We start from the raw sequence: 14,245 nt of genomic DNA on the forward strand, positions 1-14,245 counted from the left end.
GTTTCGTTACAGTAGACCTATAAAACAAAAACTTGGCTTTATTTTTGCAAAGACCACTACAACATTCTAACAACAATAGGTTTAAGCGCATGAAGTCGCATTTAAGAGTTCATTATTTTCAACATATCGCGGGTGAGGGTTTTGGGAGTTGTTATTCATTTTTAAAAGCTCACCACGCGACTATTAGTTCTACGGAGTTTTTTGCACTTCCGGTTGATCGGTCACTTGAAATAGAAGCTTTACCACAAATTGATGAGGTTGACTTATTATTAGTCATGGGTGGCACCATGAGTGTAAATGATGAGGCGAATTATCCATGGCTTAAGATAGAGAAAAGATGGTTGCGTCGTTATTTAGCAGCAGGAAAGCCTGCTATAGGTCTCTGCTTGGGTGGGCAGCTAATTGCTAATGCACTAGGCGCCGCAGTCAGTCGAAACCGCTATCAGGAACTTGGTTGGTCGACAGTTCAAAGGGTAGCAAATTTACCTCAAGACAGCTTTCCATTGCCTGAAAAGATAAAGGTGATGCAGTGGCATAGCGAAACATTTGAAATACCCAAAGGTGCTATACACTTAGCCGAGAATATAGCTTGTCGTAATCAGATGTATCAAATTGGAAAAAATGTGCTGGGTTTTCAATTTCATCCAGAAATGACACCAGCCGCTTTAGAACTCTTACTTGAAAATGAAGAAGAGCTATCTATTTTTAGGGGGGAATATGTTCAGCCTGTGAGTGAACTGCAATATTCAGAAGCACAAAAATTTGAACAAGGTAATCAACTCTTAAATAAAGCGATTGAGTTTGTCATAAATGCCTAGATGAGTTGTGAATGCTAGTTTAAAGCACGTTTTGAACAAAAAACAGAAAAAGAGAATTGCATAAGACTTAAACAATCGTTATAATGGGCGACCCTCAAAAGGAGGGGCATTTACTGCGAAGAAAGTAGTAAATGTGCATTACAGTCGTGGCATCGATCATGACCTTAGTGATTTTCACTGCCTTTGACACTTACCAATGGGTGAGATGCGTCAAGGGTGATTCTTTATATGTTTGGCTTGGAGTTTACTGGTATGTCTAACCAGAGAATTCGTATCCGTTTGAAGTCTTTTGATCATCGTCTGATTGATCAATCTGCTCAAGAGATCGTAGAAACCGCTAAGCGTACTGGCGCACAAGTTTGTGGTCCAATTCCGATGCCTACTCGCATCGAACGCTTCAACGTTCTTACTTCACCGCACGTTAACAAAGATGCGCGTGACCAGTACGAAATCCGCACCTACAAACGTTTGATCGATATCGTTCAACCTACAGATAAAACTGTTGATGCATTGATGAAATTAGATCTTGCGGCTGGTGTTGATGTTCAGATCGCTTTGGGTTAAGGCTTTCGGTTGATTAACTTCTAAGTTAATTAGGCCGCTTTTTTAGAGGTTTATGCACATGGCTATTGGTTTAGTCGGTCGCAAATGTGGTATGACTCGCATCTTTACAGATGCAGGTGTTTCTGTACCTGTTACAGTCATCGAAGTCGATCCAAACCGCATTACGCAAATCAAAACACTTGAAACTGATGGTTATCAAGCTGTTCAAGTAACTACTGGTGAACGTCGCGAATCTCGCGTAACTAACGCTCAGAAAGGTCACTTCGCGAAAGCTGGTGTTGCTGCTGGTCGTTTAGTTAAAGAGTTCCGTGTTACTGAAGCTGAGCTTGAAGGCCGTGAAGTTGGCGGTACTATTGGCGTTGATTTGTTCGCAGTTGGTCAAATTGTTGACGTAACTGGTCAATCAAAAGGTAAAGGTTTCCAAGGTGGTGTTAAACGTTGGAACTTCCGTACTCAAGACGCTACTCACGGTAACTCAGTTTCTCACCGTGTATTAGGTTCTACAGGTCAAAACCAGACTCCTGGTCGCGTGTTCAAAGGCAAGAAAATGGCTGGTCACTTAGGTGACGAACGCGTAACAGTACAAGGTCTTGAAATCGTATCTATTGACGCTGAACGTTCTGTTTTAGTTGTTAAAGGTGCAATTCCTGGTGCAACTGGCGGTGACGTGATTGTACGTCCTACCATCAAGGCCTGAGGGGAAATACCGTGAATTTGAAAACTGTTTCCGGCTCTGCTGTTGAATTGTCTGAAGTTGCTTTCGGACGTGAATTTAACGAAGCTCTTGTACACCAAGTTGTTACTGCTTACTTAGCAGGTGGTCGTCAAGGTACTCGTGCTCAGAAATCACGTGCAGACGTTTCTGGCGGTGGTAAAAAGCCATTCCGTCAAAAAGGTACTGGTCGTGCTCGTGCGGGTTCTATTCGTAGCCCTATCTGGGTTGGCGGTGGTAAAACTTTTGCTGCTCGTCCACAAGATTGGTCTCAAAAAGTAAACCGTAAGATGTACCGCGGTGCAATGCAATGTATCTTAGCTGAACTTGTTCGCCAAGATCGTCTTGTATTAGTTGAAGAGTTTGCAGTTGCAGCTCCAAAAACTAAAGAATTGCTTGCAAAGCTTAACGACTTAAATGCTGCTCGTGCATTAATCGTTACTGACGCTGTAGATGAGAACTTATATCTTGCAGCACGCAACCTTCCGCATGTAGATGTGGTAGATGCAACTGCAATCGATCCTGTAAGCTTGATCGCGTTTGATAAAGTTGTGATGTCTGTAGCTGCTGCTAAGAAAATTGAGGTAGAACTCGGATGAACAACGAACGTATCTATCAAGTCCTAAAAGGACCAGTCTTCTCAGAAAAGGCACAAGTATTAGGTGATACTGTTGGTGTTCAAGTATTTAAAGTAGACATCAATGCTACTAAACTTGAAATCAAAAAAGCAGTTGAAAAACTTTTTGGTGTAGAAGTTGTTAAAGTTAACACAACTATTACTAAAGGTAAGACTAAGCGCTTTGGTCGTACATTGGGACGCCGTTCTGATGTTAAAAAAGCATACGTCACCCTGAAAGCTGGCCAAGATGTTGAAATGGCTGACTTGGGCGATACCGCTGAAAGCGCAGCGGAATAAGGACGAAAATTATGCCGATTCAAAAATGTAAGCCAACGTCTCCAGGACGTCGCTTTGTAGAGAAAGTGGTTCATGACCATCTTCACAAAGGCGCTCCTTACGCACCGTTGGTTGAAGCTAAAAAACGTACTGGTGGTCGTAATAACAACGGTCACATTACTACTCGTCACGTTGGTGGTGGTCATAAACAACACTACCGTATCGTTGACTTCAAACGTAACAAAGACAGCATCCCAGCTGTTGTAGAGCGTATTGAATACGATCCAAACCGTACAGCACATATTGCTTTGTTGAAATATGCTGATGGTGAGCGTCGTTATATCATCGCACCTAAAGGCTTACGTGCTGGCGATAAAGTACAATCTGGTAACGATGCTCCAATTCGTCCAGGTAACTGCTTGCCACTTCGTAATATGCCGATCGGTTCTACACTTCATAACGTTGAACTTAAAATTGGTAAGGGTGCGCAATTAGCGCGTTCTGCTGGTGCTTCTGTTCAGTTGTTGGGTCGTGATGGTTCTTACGCAATTATTCGTCTTCGTTCAGGTGAAATGCGTAAAGTACATGTTGAATGCCGCGCTGTAATTGGTGAAGTTTCTAACCAAGAAAACAACCTTCGTTCATTGGGTAAAGCTGGTGCTTCGCGCTGGCGTGGTGTTCGTCCTACCGTACGTGGTATGGCGATGAACCCGATTGATCACCCGCACGGTGGTGGTGAAGGGCGTAACAAAGGTATTCAACCTGTAAGCCCATGGGGTCAAAAAGCTAAAGGGTACAAGACACGTACCAATAAGCGTACGACTAAGATGATTATTCGCGACCGTCGCGTCAAGTAAAGGAATCTGACTAATGCCTCGTTCTCTGAAAAAAGGCCCATTCGTCGATGCGCACTTGTTCGCTAAGGTTGAAGCGGCTGTTGCTAGTAACTCTCGCAAGCCGATTAAAACTTGGTCTCGTCGTTCGATGATCCTTCCAGATTTTGTTGGTTTAACAATTTCTGTTCATAATGGTCGTAACCACGTTCCAGTAATTGTTACTGAGCATATGGTTGGTCATAAACTCGGTGAATTCGCGCCAACTCGTACCTATCGTGGTCACGGTGTTGACAAGAAATCTAAACGTTAATAGGTGTCATGATGGAAGTAACTGCTAAATTACGCGGTGCCGCTATCTCGGCACAGAAAGCACGTTTGGTTGCAGATCTTATTCGCGGCAAATCTGTTGCGCATGCTTTAAATATCTTAAACTTCAGCAATAAAAAAGCTGCTGTTTTAGTAAAAAAAGCATTGGAATCTGCGATTGCAAACGCTGAACACAATAACAGTTTAGATGTTGACGATCTTAAAGTATCTACGATTTACGTTGACGAAGGCATGAGCCTTAAACGTATTATGCCACGTGCTAAAGGCCGTGCAGATCGTATTACTAAGCGTACTTGTCACATCACCGTTAAGGTAGGGGTTTGATATGGGTCAGAAGGTTCATCCAATCGGTATCCGCCTAGGTGTTGTGAAACGTCATAACGCTAACTGGTATGCGAATCCGAAACAATACGCTGAATACTTGCTTAAAGATCTTCAAGTTCGTGAGTTTTTAACTAAAAAACTTAAGAATGCGATGGTAAGCAACATTCTTATCGAACGTCCATCAGGCGCTGCTAAAGTAACTATTAGCACAGCTCGTCCTGGTATCGTAATCGGTAAAAAAGGCGAAGATATTGAGAAATTACAGCGCGAACTTACCAGCATTATGGGTGTTCCAGCGCAAGTAAGTATCAACGAAATTGATCGCCCAGACTTAGATGCGCGTTTAGTTGCTGAAGCAATCGCTTCTCAATTAGAAAAGCGTGTAATGTTCCGTCGTGCTATGAAGCGTGCGGTTCAAAACACTATGCGTGCTGGTGCTAAAGGTATCAAAGTTGAAGTGTCTGGCCGTTTAGGTGGTGCAGAGATTGCTCGTACAGAATGGTATCGTGAAGGTCGTGTACCTTTACATACGCTACGTGCAGACATTGACTATGCAACTATGCGTGCAGAAACAACTTACGGTACGATTGGTGTTAAAGTTTGGATTTTCCGTGGCGAGATTTTAGGTGGCATGAAACAAGTCATGAACCCTGCTCCTGCTGAAGATCGTCCAGCTAAACGTGGTCGTGGTCGTGGTGAAGGTCAAGAGCGTCGTGGTCGTCGCGGTGACCGTGCTGCTGACAAGGGAGAATAATCCATGTTGCAACCTAAACGTACCAAATTCCGTAAGGTGCACAAAGGCCGTAATACTGGTCTAGCGCATCGTGGTAGTACAGTATCATTTGGTTCGATTGCAATCAAAGCAACTGAACGTGGTCGTATGACTGCTCGTCAGATTGAAGCTGCACGTCGTACTATTAGCCGCCGTATTAAGCGTGGTGGTAAAATCTTTATTCGCGTATTCCCGGATAAACCAATTACTCAAAAGCCTCTTGAAGTGCGTATGGGTAAAGGTAAGGGTAGCGTGGAGTACTGGGTTTGCCAGATCCAACCAGGTAAGATCCTGTACGAAATTGAAGGTGTGAACGAAGAATTAGCGCGTGAAGCATTTGCTTTAGCTGCTGCTAAACTTCCGTTTAAAACCACTATCGTGACTCGGACGGTAATGTAATGAAAACTAAAGATCTACGTGAAAAATCGGTAGAAGAGTTGAAAGCTTTGCTTGATGAGCAACAGCTTAATCAATTCCGTCTTCGTATGGCGAAAGCAACTGGTCAGTTGGGTAAATCGCATGAAGTGCAAGTTGCTCGTAAGACAATTGCTCGTATTAAGACACTCCTTACCGAAAAACAGGGGAACGGACAATGAGTGAAAAAACAGTCCGCACGTTAACCGGCAAAGTAGTAAGCGACAAAATGGACAAGTCTATTGTTGTTCTTATCGAACGCCGCGTTCAACACCCGTTGTATGGCAAATCAATTCGCCGTTCAACTAAGTTACACGCTCATGATGAGAACAATGTTGCTAAACTTGGCGATGTTGTGACCATTAAAGAAAGCCGCCCAATTTCTAAAACTAAAGCTTGGACTTTAGTGGAAGTAGTTGAAGCAGCTGCTGAGTAATTCGACGTTCTTGTTGCATCATCGGTCAATTTCGAGTACTCTTTGAGCCTTTCGAAATTGTGACCGGTGATGCTCGGTTTTGGAGTAGGGCAATGATTCAAACCGAAACTATGCTCGACGTAGCAGACAACAGTGGTGCTCGCCGCGTACAATGTATTAAAGTACTTGGTGGTTCACATCGTCGTTATGCTTCTGTTGGCGACATTATTAAAGTTACTGTAAAAGAAGCAATCCCACGCGCACGTGTTAAAAAAGGTGACGTGATGAATGCGGTTGTAGTTCGTACTAAATTCGGCATTCGTCGTCCAGATGGTTCTGTGATCCGTTTTGATGATAATGCTGCAGTTATCCTGAACAACAACAAAGCTCCGATTGCTACTCGTATCTTCGGACCAGTGACTCGTGAACTTCGTACTGAACAGTTCATGAAAATCATTTCATTGGCTCCTGAAGTTCTATAAGAGGCAATCATGGCTAAGATTAAAAAAGGCGATCAAGTTATCGTGATCGCAGGTAAAGAAAAAGGCAAACAGGGTACTGTATTGTCTGTTTCTGAAGACCGCGTTAAGGTTGAAGGCCTTAACTTAGTGAAGAAGCATCAAAAGCCGAATCGTGTAACTGGCGCTGAAGGCGGTATCGTTACTCAAGAAGCTTCGCTTCATATTTCAAACGTGGCAATTTTAAATGCTACAACCCAGAAGGCTGACCGTGTTGGTTACCAAGTGATTGATGGCGTGAAAACTCGCGTTTATAAATCAAATGGTGAATCAGTGGCGGTAGCGAAGTAATAGGTTGAAAAGGCAATGGCCAGACTTAAAGCACGTTACAACGAAGAACTTAAAGCGAAGTTACAAGAAGAACTTAGCATTAAGAACGTGATGGAAATTCCACGCATCACAAAAATTACCCTAAACATGGGTGTAGGCGCAGCTGCAACTGATAAGAAATTATTAGATGGCGCTGTAGTCGACATGCAATTAATTGCTGGTCAAAAACCAGTAATTACACTTGCTCGTAAATCTATCGCTGGTTTCAAAATCCGTGATGGTTGGCCGATTGGTTGTAAAGTTACTTTACGTGGCGACCAAATGTACGAATTCTTGGACCGTTTGATCTCAATCGCAATCCCTCGTATCCGTGACTTCCGTGGTTTCTCTTCGAAATCATTTGATGGTCGTGGTAACTACTCAATGGGTTTGAAAGAGCAAATCGTTTTCCCTGAAATCGATTTCGATAAGATTGATCGTATTCGTGGTATGGATATTACTATTACTACGACTGCTCGCACCGATGACGAAGGCCGTGCGCTTATGCGTGCATTCGGCTTCCCGTTCAAATAAGAGGTCGATATGGCTAAGAAAGGTATGATTAATCGCGAATTGAAACGCGAAAAAACAGTTGCTAAATACGCTGCAAAACGTGCTGAATTAAAAGCTACGATTGCAAACGTAAATGCAAGTGAAGAAGAGCGTTTCGAAGCGATGTTAAAGTTACAAGCATTGCCACGTAATGCATCTCCGGTACGTCTTCGTAACCGTTGTGGTTTAACTGGTCGTCCTCATGGTTACTTCCGTAAGTTCGGTTTAAGCCGTAACAAATTACGTGACACAGTAATGCAGGGTGATGTACCAGGCGTTGTTAAGGCAAGCTGGTAAGGAGCGACTAAATGAGTATGCAAGATACCGTTGCCGACATGCTAACACGTGTTCGTAACGCACAAATGGCTAAGAAACAAACTGTTTCTATGCCTTCTTCTAAGTTGAAAGTTGCAATTGCAAACGTACTTCAACAAGAAGGTTATATTTCAAATGTAGAAGTTGCTCAAGAAGAGACAAAATCTACTTTGACAATTACTTTAAAATATTTCGAAGGCAAACCAGTTATCGAAATGGTTAAACGCGTAAGCCGTCCAGGTCTTCGCCAATACCGTGGTAAAGATAAACTTCCAAGCGTTAAGCAAGGTTTAGGTATTGCAATTGTTTCTACAAGCAAAGGCATCATGACTGATCGCGCTGCACGTGCTGCGGGCGTTGGTGGTGAAGTTATTGCTTTTGTTTCTTAATAGGTGATTCCTCATGTCTCGTGTGGCTAAAGCCCCAGTAACTGTACCTAATGGTGTAGCAGTTACTCAGAACGGCCGGCAGGTCGAAGTGAAAGGCAGCAAAGGTACATTGTCTTTCAACCTGCATGCGCTGGTCGAGCTAAAACAGGAAGAAGGTAAACTTCAACTTGCTCCAGTTAAAGAATCGAAAGATGCTTGGATGCAAGCTGGTACTGCTCGCGCTGTATTGAATAACCTTGTAAAAGGGGTTAGTGAAGGCTTCGAACGTAAGTTGCAGCTAGTTGGTGTTGGTTATAAAGCTGCGGTTAAAGGTACTGTTGTAAACCTTAACCTTGGTTTTTCACACCCAATTGACTACGCTTTACCTGAAGGTGTAACAGCGGAAACTCCAACTGCTACTGAAATCATTTTGAAATCAGCAAACAAGCAGTTGTTAGGTCAAGTAGCGGCAGAAATCCGTGCATATCGTTCTCCTGAACCATATAAAGGTAAAGGTGTTCGTTATTCGGATGAAGTCATTCTTCGTAAAGAAGCTAAGAAGAAATAAGGCGCGAGGTTCTTATGAACGAAAAGAAACAATCCCGTTTGCGTCGTGCGAAAAGCACACGCTTGCACATTCGTGCATTGGGTGCGACTCGTTTGTGTGTAAACCGCACTCCGCGTCACATCTATGCTCAAGTTATTTCAGCAGATGGTGGCAAAGTTTTAGCACAAGCTTCAACTTTGGATGCATCTTTACGTAGCGGTACTACAGGTAATGTAGACGCGGCTACTAAAGTAGGCGCTTTAATCGCAGAGCGTGCGAAAGCAGCTGGTGTAACTAAAGTTGCATTTGACCGTTCTGGTTTTAAATATCATGGTCGTATCAAAGCCTTGGCTGATGCTGCTCGTGAAAACGGCTTGGAGTTCTAATCATGGCTAAAGTTGAACAAAACGAAGGTCTTGTTGAAAAGCTGGTTGCCGTTGATCGTGTAGCCAAAGTTGTTAAGGGTGGTCGTATCTTCTCTTTCACAGCATTAACTGTGGTGGGTGATGGTAATGGTCGTGTTGGTTTTGGTCGTGGTAAAGCTCGTGAAGTTCCAGCTGCTATTTCTAAAGCACTTGAAGCTGCACGTCGCAACATGATTACTGTAGACCTTGCAGGTACTACTTTACAACACCCTGTGAATGCTCGTCATGGTGCAAGCCGTGTATATATGCAACCTGCTTCTGAAGGTACTGGCGTAATCGCTGGTGGCGCTATGCGTGCCGTTCTAGAAGCTGCAGGTGTACATAACGTACTTGCTAAATGTTATGGTTCTACTAATGCTGCAAACGTAGTAAACGCAACTTTCAAAGGTTTGCGTGATATGACTTCTCCTGAGAAAGTCGCTGCGAAACGTGGTAAATCAGTAGAAGAAATTCAAGGGTAATCAATCATGAAAACGATTAAAGTTACCCAGACTAAATCTTCTTCACATCGCTTGAAAAATCACAAGCTTTGCTTACAAGGTTTAGGTCTGCGTCGTATTGGTCATACTGTAGAAGTGCAAGATACGCCTTCTAACCGCGGTATGATCAACAAAGTCTACTATATGGTTAGTGTAGAGGAATAAGCCATGACTCTGCGTTTAAATGAACTTGCGCCTGCAGAAGGTGCAAAACGTGAACACCGTCGTTTAGGCCGTGGTATCGGTTCTGGCGTTGGTAAGACTGGTGGCCGTGGTGTCAAAGGTCAAAAATCACGTAAAAGTGGTGGCGTTCGTCCAGGCTTTGAAGGCGGTCAAACTGCGATTTATCGTCGTTTACCTAAATTCGGTTTCACTAGCCAAATCGCTTTAAAAACTGCTGAAGTACGTTTATCTGAGTTAAGCAAAGTTGAAGGCGACATCGTTAGCCTAGAAACTTTGAAAGCTGCGAATGTTGTTCGTCGTGACCAAATTCGTGCTCGTATCGTACTTTCTGGTGAAATCACTCGTGCATTCACTGTTCAAGGTGTTGCATTGACTAAAGGCGCTAAAGCTGCGATTGAAGCAGCTGGCGGTAAAGTCGAGGAGTAATCTCGAGTGTCTATGTCTCCTAGTTCTTCAGGTCATGTCAACATGATGAAAGGTCAGCCATTTCATGTGAAATACCGTGAAATTATTCGCCGGATGAGTTTTCTAATCGGTGCATTGCTGGTCTTTCGACTAGGAGCGCATATTCCAGTACCAGGCATTAATAATGCTGCGTTAGAAAATTTATTTCATGCGAACCAAGGAACTATTCTTGGGCTATTCAATATGTTTTCTGGCGGTGCTTTAGAGCGAATGTCTATTCTTGCTTTAGGGATTATGCCGTACATTTCTGCGTCAATTATTGTGCAGTTAATGTCTACTGTAATTCCATCACTTGAAGCCTTGAAAAAGGAAGGTGAGCAAGGTAAGCGTAAAATTAATCAGTATACACGTCAGGGCACATTGTTGCTTGCAGTGGTTCAAGCAGTTGGTATGTGCGCAGGTTTGATTGGTCAGGGTATTACTCTGTCAGTTGGTCTTGCGTTTTACATCCCAGCAGTAACTTCACTTGTCGCTGGAACTATGTTCTTAATGTGGCTAGGTGAGCAAATCACTGAAAGAGGTATTGGTAACGGTATCTCAATGATTATTTTTGCAGGTATTGTCGCTGGTTTGCCTAAACTAATTATGCAATCAGTTTCTTCTGTAGATAATGGTCAGACAAGTTTAATTGGTCTTGTAATCTTTGGTCTTTTGTCTTTAGGTGTATTGGCAGCTATTGTGTTTATTGAAAAAGCACAACGTCGCATTCCAGTAAACTATGCGCAAAAGCAACAAGGGCGTCGTATATTTACAGCACAGCAGACGCATTTGCCATTAAAAATTAATATGGCGGGTGTTATTCCTGCGATTTTTGCAAGTTCTTTACTCTTGTTCCCGGCAAGTCTTGGTCAATGGGTGGGAAGTGCAGATCCAAATGCTGGTTTTATTAAAAGCAGCTTACAAGATTTAGCTTTAGTATTGTCGCCTGGACAGCCTTTGTATTTGGTGCTCTTTGGTGCGTTAATTATCTTTTTCTGTTACTTTTATACGGCTTTAGTATTTAGCCCTAAGGAAGTATCAGAAAATCTAAAACGCAGCGGAGCTTATGTGCCTGGTATTCGCCCAGGTGAGCAAACTGCTCGTTACTTAGATCATATTCTTAATCGTTTGACGTTTATTGGTGCGATTTATATTACGGTCATTTGTTTAATGCCAATGATTCTACAAAGCTCTTTTGGGATTCCATTCTATTTGGGTGGTACCTCATTATTGATCGTAGTTGTCGTGGTTATGGACTTTATGGCTCAGCTACAAGCGCATTTAACATCTCATCAATATGACAATCAAACATTAATGAGAAAAACGACTGCTCATCCTAAGGGATAAGCGCACTTAGAGGTTTCATCATGAAAGTACAAGCTTCTGTAAAGAAAATTTGTGGTAGCTGTAAAGTTATCCGTCGTAATGGGGTTATTCGCGTAATTTGTAGCGCAGAACCTCGTCATAAGCAGCGTCAAGGTTAATCTAATCAAGACCTGTTGATTTCAGTAGGCGAATTGGGTTAATATCCGCCCCTCAAGATTTTTGTGGGGCGGTTGATTATCTCTACTGCCTTTTTGGAGAAAGTGAATGGCTCGTATTGCCGGTGTAAACATTCCGGATAACAAGCATGCTGTTATCTCCCTCACTTACATCTTTGGTATCGGTCGCCACACTGCTAAGAATATCTTAGCTACAGTTGGTATTACTGAAACTACTAAGATCCGTGAGTTGGACGATGCTCAGCTTGATGCGATTCGTGCAGAAGTTGCTAAGGTTCCTACCGAAGGTGACTTACGTCGCGAAATTTCCATGAACATTAAACGTTTAATGGATTTGGGTTGCTACCGCGGCCTTCGCCATCGTCGCAGCTTGCCTGTCCGTGGTCAACGCACCAAAACTAACGCACGTACCCGTAAAGGTCCGCGCAAACCGATTAAAAAGTAAGATTTCTGGAAGCTAAAAGATGGCTAAAGATACTCGCACACGCAAGAAGGTCACTCGTACCGTCTCTGAAGGTGTTGCACACATTCACGCGTCTTTTAATAACACCATTGTTACGATTACTGATCGTCAAGGTAATGCATTGGCTTGGGCCACCTCAGGTGGACAAGGCTTCCGTGGTTCACGTAAATCAACTCCGTTTGCTGCTCAGGTAGCTGCTGAAGTTGCTGGTAAAGCAGCTTTAGATTACGGTTTGAAAAATCTGGATGTCCTTGTAAAAGGTCCTGGTCCAGGTCGTGAGTCTGCGGTTCGTGCATTAGGCGCAGTGGGTTATAAGATTAACAGCATTACCGATGTGACTCCAATTCCTCACAACGGTTGCCGTCCACCTAAAAAACGTCGCGTGTAAGGAGAAACATTCATGGCTCGTTATATTGGTCCAAAATGCAAACTCTCTCGCCGCGAAGGGACAGACCTGCAACTTAAATCTGGCGTTAAACCATTTGACGTCAAAACTAAAAAAGCTAACAAAGCACCTGGTCAACATGGTCAGGCACGCGGTGGTAAGCAATCTGAGTATTCACTACAATTACGTGAAAAACAAAAAGTCCGTCGTATTTACGGTGTGTTAGAACGTCAATTTAGTAACTACTATAAAGAAGCAGCTCGTGTTAAAGGCGCAACAGGTGAGAACTTGTTGAAATTGCTTGAAAGCCGTCTTGATAACGTTGTTTATCGCATGGGTTTTGGTTCTACACGTGCAGAAGCTCGTCAGTTAGTAAGTCACCGTAGCATTACTTTGAATGGTCGTCGTGTAAACATCGCATCTATTCAAGTTAAAGCTGGTGATGTAATTGCGGTTCACGAAGGTGCTAAACAACAATTGCGTATTAAAAACGCGATTGAGTTAGCTGCACAACGTGGTATTCCAGCTTGGATCGAAGTTGATCATTCTAAGCTTGAAGGTACGTTTAAAGCTGCACCAGATCGTTCTGATTTACCTGCTGAAATCAACGAAAGCTTGATTGTAGAATTGTATTCTAAATAATCCTTGAGGTAGCAATAATGACGCGTACTGCAAACGAGTTTCTAACTCCGCAAGCGATCAAGGTCGAAGCGGTAAGCGGGACCTCGGCAAAAGTGATTCTAGAACCTTTAGAGCGTGGTTTTGGCCACACTCTAGGTAATGCTTTACGTCGCATTCTATTGTCTTCTTTACCTGGCGCTGCTGTGGTTGAAGTAGAAATAGAAGGTGTCGAGCACGAGTACAGTACTTTAGAAGGCTTGCAGCAGGACATCGTCGAGCTCTTGCTGAACCTAAAAGGATTGTCTATTAAGCTGTTCGATCAAAATGAAGCATATTTAACATTAGAAAAACAAGGTCCTGGCGATATTACTGCTGCTGACCTTCGTTTACCTCATAATGTTGAAGTGGTTAACCCAGAACATTTAATCGGTACTTTAAGTGCTTCAGGCTCATTAAAAATGCGCTTGAAAGTTGCTCAAGGTCGTGGTTATGAAACATCTGATTCTCGTTTCCCTGAAGGTGAAACACGTCCGGTTGGTCGTTTGCAATTAGATGCTTCTTATAGCCCGATTAAGCGTGTTTCTTACACCGTTGAAAATGCGCGTGTAGAACAACGTACCGATTTAGATAAACTGGTAATCGACCTCGAAACAAATGGAACGGTTGATCCTGAAGAAGCAATCCGCAAAGCGGCAACAATCTTGCAACAACAAATTGCAATTTTTGTTGATCTTCAGAAAGACCAAACTCCAGTTGCTCAAGAGCCTCGTGAAGAAGTTGACCCAATCTTGCTTCGCCCAGTAGATGATCTAGAGCTTACTGTTCGTTCTGCTAACTGTTTGAAAGCAGAAAATATTTACTACATTGGTGATCTTGTTCAACGTACTGAAGTTGAGTTGTTAAAAACTCCTAACCTTGGTAAAAAATCGTTAACAGAGATCAAAGATGTTTTGGCATCGAAAGGCTTACAACTCGGTATGCGTCTTGAAAACTGGCCACCAGCTAGTCTTCGTATGGACGACCGTTTTGCCTATCGTAGCCGTTAATTAAGTAGGAC

At 43.1% G+C, this 14,245-nt stretch carries 27 protein-coding genes and 1 pseudogene; all 28 read left to right on the top strand.

All coding sequences use genetic code 11. The features are described 5' to 3' along the window. Positions 1–89 precede the first annotated feature (89 nt). Positions 90–818, top strand: a complete 729-nt coding sequence (locus WBW42_RS05605; RefSeq protein ID WP_017386983.1) for a type 1 glutamine amidotransferase — start codon at positions 90–92, stop codon at positions 816–818. 252 nt (positions 819–1,070) lie between these two features. Then, on the top strand, positions 1,071–1,382 hold the full coding sequence (rpsJ, locus tag WBW42_RS05610; RefSeq protein ID WP_000070912.1) for a 30S ribosomal protein S10: 312 nt from the start codon (positions 1,071–1,073) through the stop codon (positions 1,380–1,382). Positions 1,383–1,440: 58 nt separating this feature from the next. Continuing rightward, positions 1,441–2,079 carry a 50S ribosomal protein L3 gene (gene rplC / locus WBW42_RS05615; protein ID WP_014207747.1) on the top strand — a complete coding sequence of 213 codons (639 nt, stop codon included), beginning with the start codon at positions 1,441–1,443 and terminating at the stop codon, positions 2,077–2,079. A gap of 11 nt (positions 2,080–2,090) precedes the next feature. Next, on the top strand, positions 2,091–2,693 hold the full coding sequence (gene rplD, locus WBW42_RS05620; RefSeq protein ID WP_002049755.1) for a 50S ribosomal protein L4: 603 nt from the start codon (positions 2,091–2,093) through the stop codon (positions 2,691–2,693). Continuing rightward, positions 2,690–3,010 (top strand): 50S ribosomal protein L23, encoded by a 321-nt coding sequence (rplW, locus tag WBW42_RS05625; RefSeq protein ID WP_002049693.1) that lies wholly within the window; start codon positions 2,690–2,692, stop codon positions 3,008–3,010. The genes rplD and rplW overlap by 4 nt, the downstream gene beginning before the upstream one ends. Before the next feature lie 11 nt (positions 3,011–3,021). Continuing rightward, the gene (gene rplB, locus WBW42_RS05630; RefSeq protein ID WP_002049686.1) at positions 3,022–3,846 is read left to right on the top strand and encodes a 50S ribosomal protein L2; all 825 of its coding nucleotides are present in this window, start codon (positions 3,022–3,024) and stop codon (positions 3,844–3,846) included. 13 nt (positions 3,847–3,859) lie between these two features. Beyond that, positions 3,860–4,135 (top strand): 30S ribosomal protein S19, encoded by a 276-nt coding sequence (gene rpsS, locus WBW42_RS05635; protein WP_001138119.1) that lies wholly within the window; start codon positions 3,860–3,862, stop codon positions 4,133–4,135. A gap of 11 nt (positions 4,136–4,146) precedes the next feature. Beyond that, on the top strand, positions 4,147–4,476 hold the full coding sequence (gene rplV / locus WBW42_RS05640) for a 50S ribosomal protein L22 (RefSeq protein WP_001982638.1): 330 nt from the start codon (positions 4,147–4,149) through the stop codon (positions 4,474–4,476). 1 nt (position 4,477) lies between these two features. Then, positions 4,478–5,294, top strand: a pseudogene (gene rpsC / locus WBW42_RS05645) (30S ribosomal protein S3). Beyond that, complete coding sequence (gene rplP / locus WBW42_RS05650) at positions 5,234–5,647, top strand: 50S ribosomal protein L16 (RefSeq protein WP_002049688.1); 414 nt, start codon at positions 5,234–5,236, stop codon at positions 5,645–5,647. Before rpsC ends, rplP begins: the two are co-directional and overlap by 61 nt. Continuing rightward, positions 5,647–5,844, top strand: coding sequence for a 50S ribosomal protein L29 (gene rpmC / locus WBW42_RS05655; protein WP_000849928.1), 198 nt, complete (start codon positions 5,647–5,649; stop codon positions 5,842–5,844). The genes rplP and rpmC overlap by 1 nt, the downstream gene beginning before the upstream one ends. Continuing rightward, the gene (gene rpsQ / locus WBW42_RS05660; RefSeq protein WP_002116661.1) at positions 5,841–6,098 is read left to right on the top strand and encodes a 30S ribosomal protein S17; all 258 of its coding nucleotides are present in this window, start codon (positions 5,841–5,843) and stop codon (positions 6,096–6,098) included. The genes rpmC and rpsQ overlap by 4 nt, the downstream gene beginning before the upstream one ends. Before the next feature lie 92 nt (positions 6,099–6,190). Further along, entirely contained in the window at positions 6,191–6,559 is a 369-nt protein-coding gene (rplN, locus tag WBW42_RS05665) for a 50S ribosomal protein L14 (protein ID WP_001982634.1), read from the top strand. A gap of 9 nt (positions 6,560–6,568) precedes the next feature. After that, complete coding sequence (gene rplX / locus WBW42_RS05670; protein WP_002116820.1) at positions 6,569–6,886, top strand: 50S ribosomal protein L24; 318 nt, start codon at positions 6,569–6,571, stop codon at positions 6,884–6,886. Positions 6,887–6,901: 15 nt separating this feature from the next. Next, positions 6,902–7,438: a 50S ribosomal protein L5 gene (rplE, locus tag WBW42_RS05675; RefSeq protein WP_002116961.1), complete on the top strand. Its 537-nt coding sequence runs from the start codon at positions 6,902–6,904 to the stop codon at positions 7,436–7,438. Between the two features lie 9 nt (positions 7,439–7,447). After that, entirely contained in the window at positions 7,448–7,753 is a 306-nt protein-coding gene (gene rpsN, locus WBW42_RS05680) for a 30S ribosomal protein S14 (RefSeq protein ID WP_002049689.1), read from the top strand. A gap of 11 nt (positions 7,754–7,764) precedes the next feature. Further along, positions 7,765–8,160, top strand: coding sequence for a 30S ribosomal protein S8 (gene rpsH / locus WBW42_RS05685; protein ID WP_002049732.1), 396 nt, complete (start codon positions 7,765–7,767; stop codon positions 8,158–8,160). Positions 8,161–8,173: 13 nt separating this feature from the next. Further along, entirely contained in the window at positions 8,174–8,707 is a 534-nt protein-coding gene (rplF, locus tag WBW42_RS05690) for a 50S ribosomal protein L6 (protein ID WP_002116801.1), read from the top strand. Positions 8,708–8,721: 14 nt separating this feature from the next. After that, positions 8,722–9,072, top strand: coding sequence for a 50S ribosomal protein L18 (gene rplR, locus WBW42_RS05695; protein ID WP_002049741.1), 351 nt, complete (start codon positions 8,722–8,724; stop codon positions 9,070–9,072). A gap of 2 nt (positions 9,073–9,074) precedes the next feature. Then, the gene (gene rpsE, locus WBW42_RS05700) at positions 9,075–9,572 is read left to right on the top strand and encodes a 30S ribosomal protein S5 (protein WP_001141025.1); all 498 of its coding nucleotides are present in this window, start codon (positions 9,075–9,077) and stop codon (positions 9,570–9,572) included. A gap of 6 nt (positions 9,573–9,578) precedes the next feature. Further along, the gene (rpmD, locus tag WBW42_RS05705; RefSeq protein WP_000849088.1) at positions 9,579–9,755 is read left to right on the top strand and encodes a 50S ribosomal protein L30; all 177 of its coding nucleotides are present in this window, start codon (positions 9,579–9,581) and stop codon (positions 9,753–9,755) included. Positions 9,756–9,758: 3 nt separating this feature from the next. Next, positions 9,759–10,199, top strand: a complete 441-nt coding sequence (rplO, locus tag WBW42_RS05710; RefSeq protein WP_002116985.1) for a 50S ribosomal protein L15 — start codon at positions 9,759–9,761, stop codon at positions 10,197–10,199. A gap of 45 nt (positions 10,200–10,244) precedes the next feature. Then, positions 10,245–11,564: a preprotein translocase subunit SecY gene (gene secY / locus WBW42_RS05715; RefSeq protein ID WP_014207743.1), complete on the top strand. Its 1,320-nt coding sequence runs from the start codon at positions 10,245–10,247 to the stop codon at positions 11,562–11,564. A gap of 20 nt (positions 11,565–11,584) precedes the next feature. Next, positions 11,585–11,701 (top strand): 50S ribosomal protein L36, encoded by a 117-nt coding sequence (gene rpmJ, locus WBW42_RS05720; RefSeq protein ID WP_000867907.1) that lies wholly within the window; start codon positions 11,585–11,587, stop codon positions 11,699–11,701. A gap of 106 nt (positions 11,702–11,807) precedes the next feature. After that, entirely contained in the window at positions 11,808–12,164 is a 357-nt protein-coding gene (gene rpsM, locus WBW42_RS05725; protein WP_000090816.1) for a 30S ribosomal protein S13, read from the top strand. Positions 12,165–12,183: 19 nt separating this feature from the next. Then, positions 12,184–12,570, top strand: a complete 387-nt coding sequence (rpsK, locus tag WBW42_RS05730; protein WP_001040166.1) for a 30S ribosomal protein S11 — start codon at positions 12,184–12,186, stop codon at positions 12,568–12,570. 12 nt (positions 12,571–12,582) lie between these two features. Further along, positions 12,583–13,209 carry a 30S ribosomal protein S4 gene (gene rpsD / locus WBW42_RS05735; protein WP_000135204.1) on the top strand — a complete coding sequence of 209 codons (627 nt, stop codon included), beginning with the start codon at positions 12,583–12,585 and terminating at the stop codon, positions 13,207–13,209. Positions 13,210–13,226: 17 nt separating this feature from the next. Beyond that, the gene (locus WBW42_RS05740) at positions 13,227–14,234 is read left to right on the top strand and encodes a DNA-directed RNA polymerase subunit alpha (RefSeq protein WP_002116730.1); all 1,008 of its coding nucleotides are present in this window, start codon (positions 13,227–13,229) and stop codon (positions 14,232–14,234) included. Positions 14,235–14,245 lie beyond the last annotated feature (11 nt).

The organism is Acinetobacter sp. LT1, assembly GCF_059800965.1.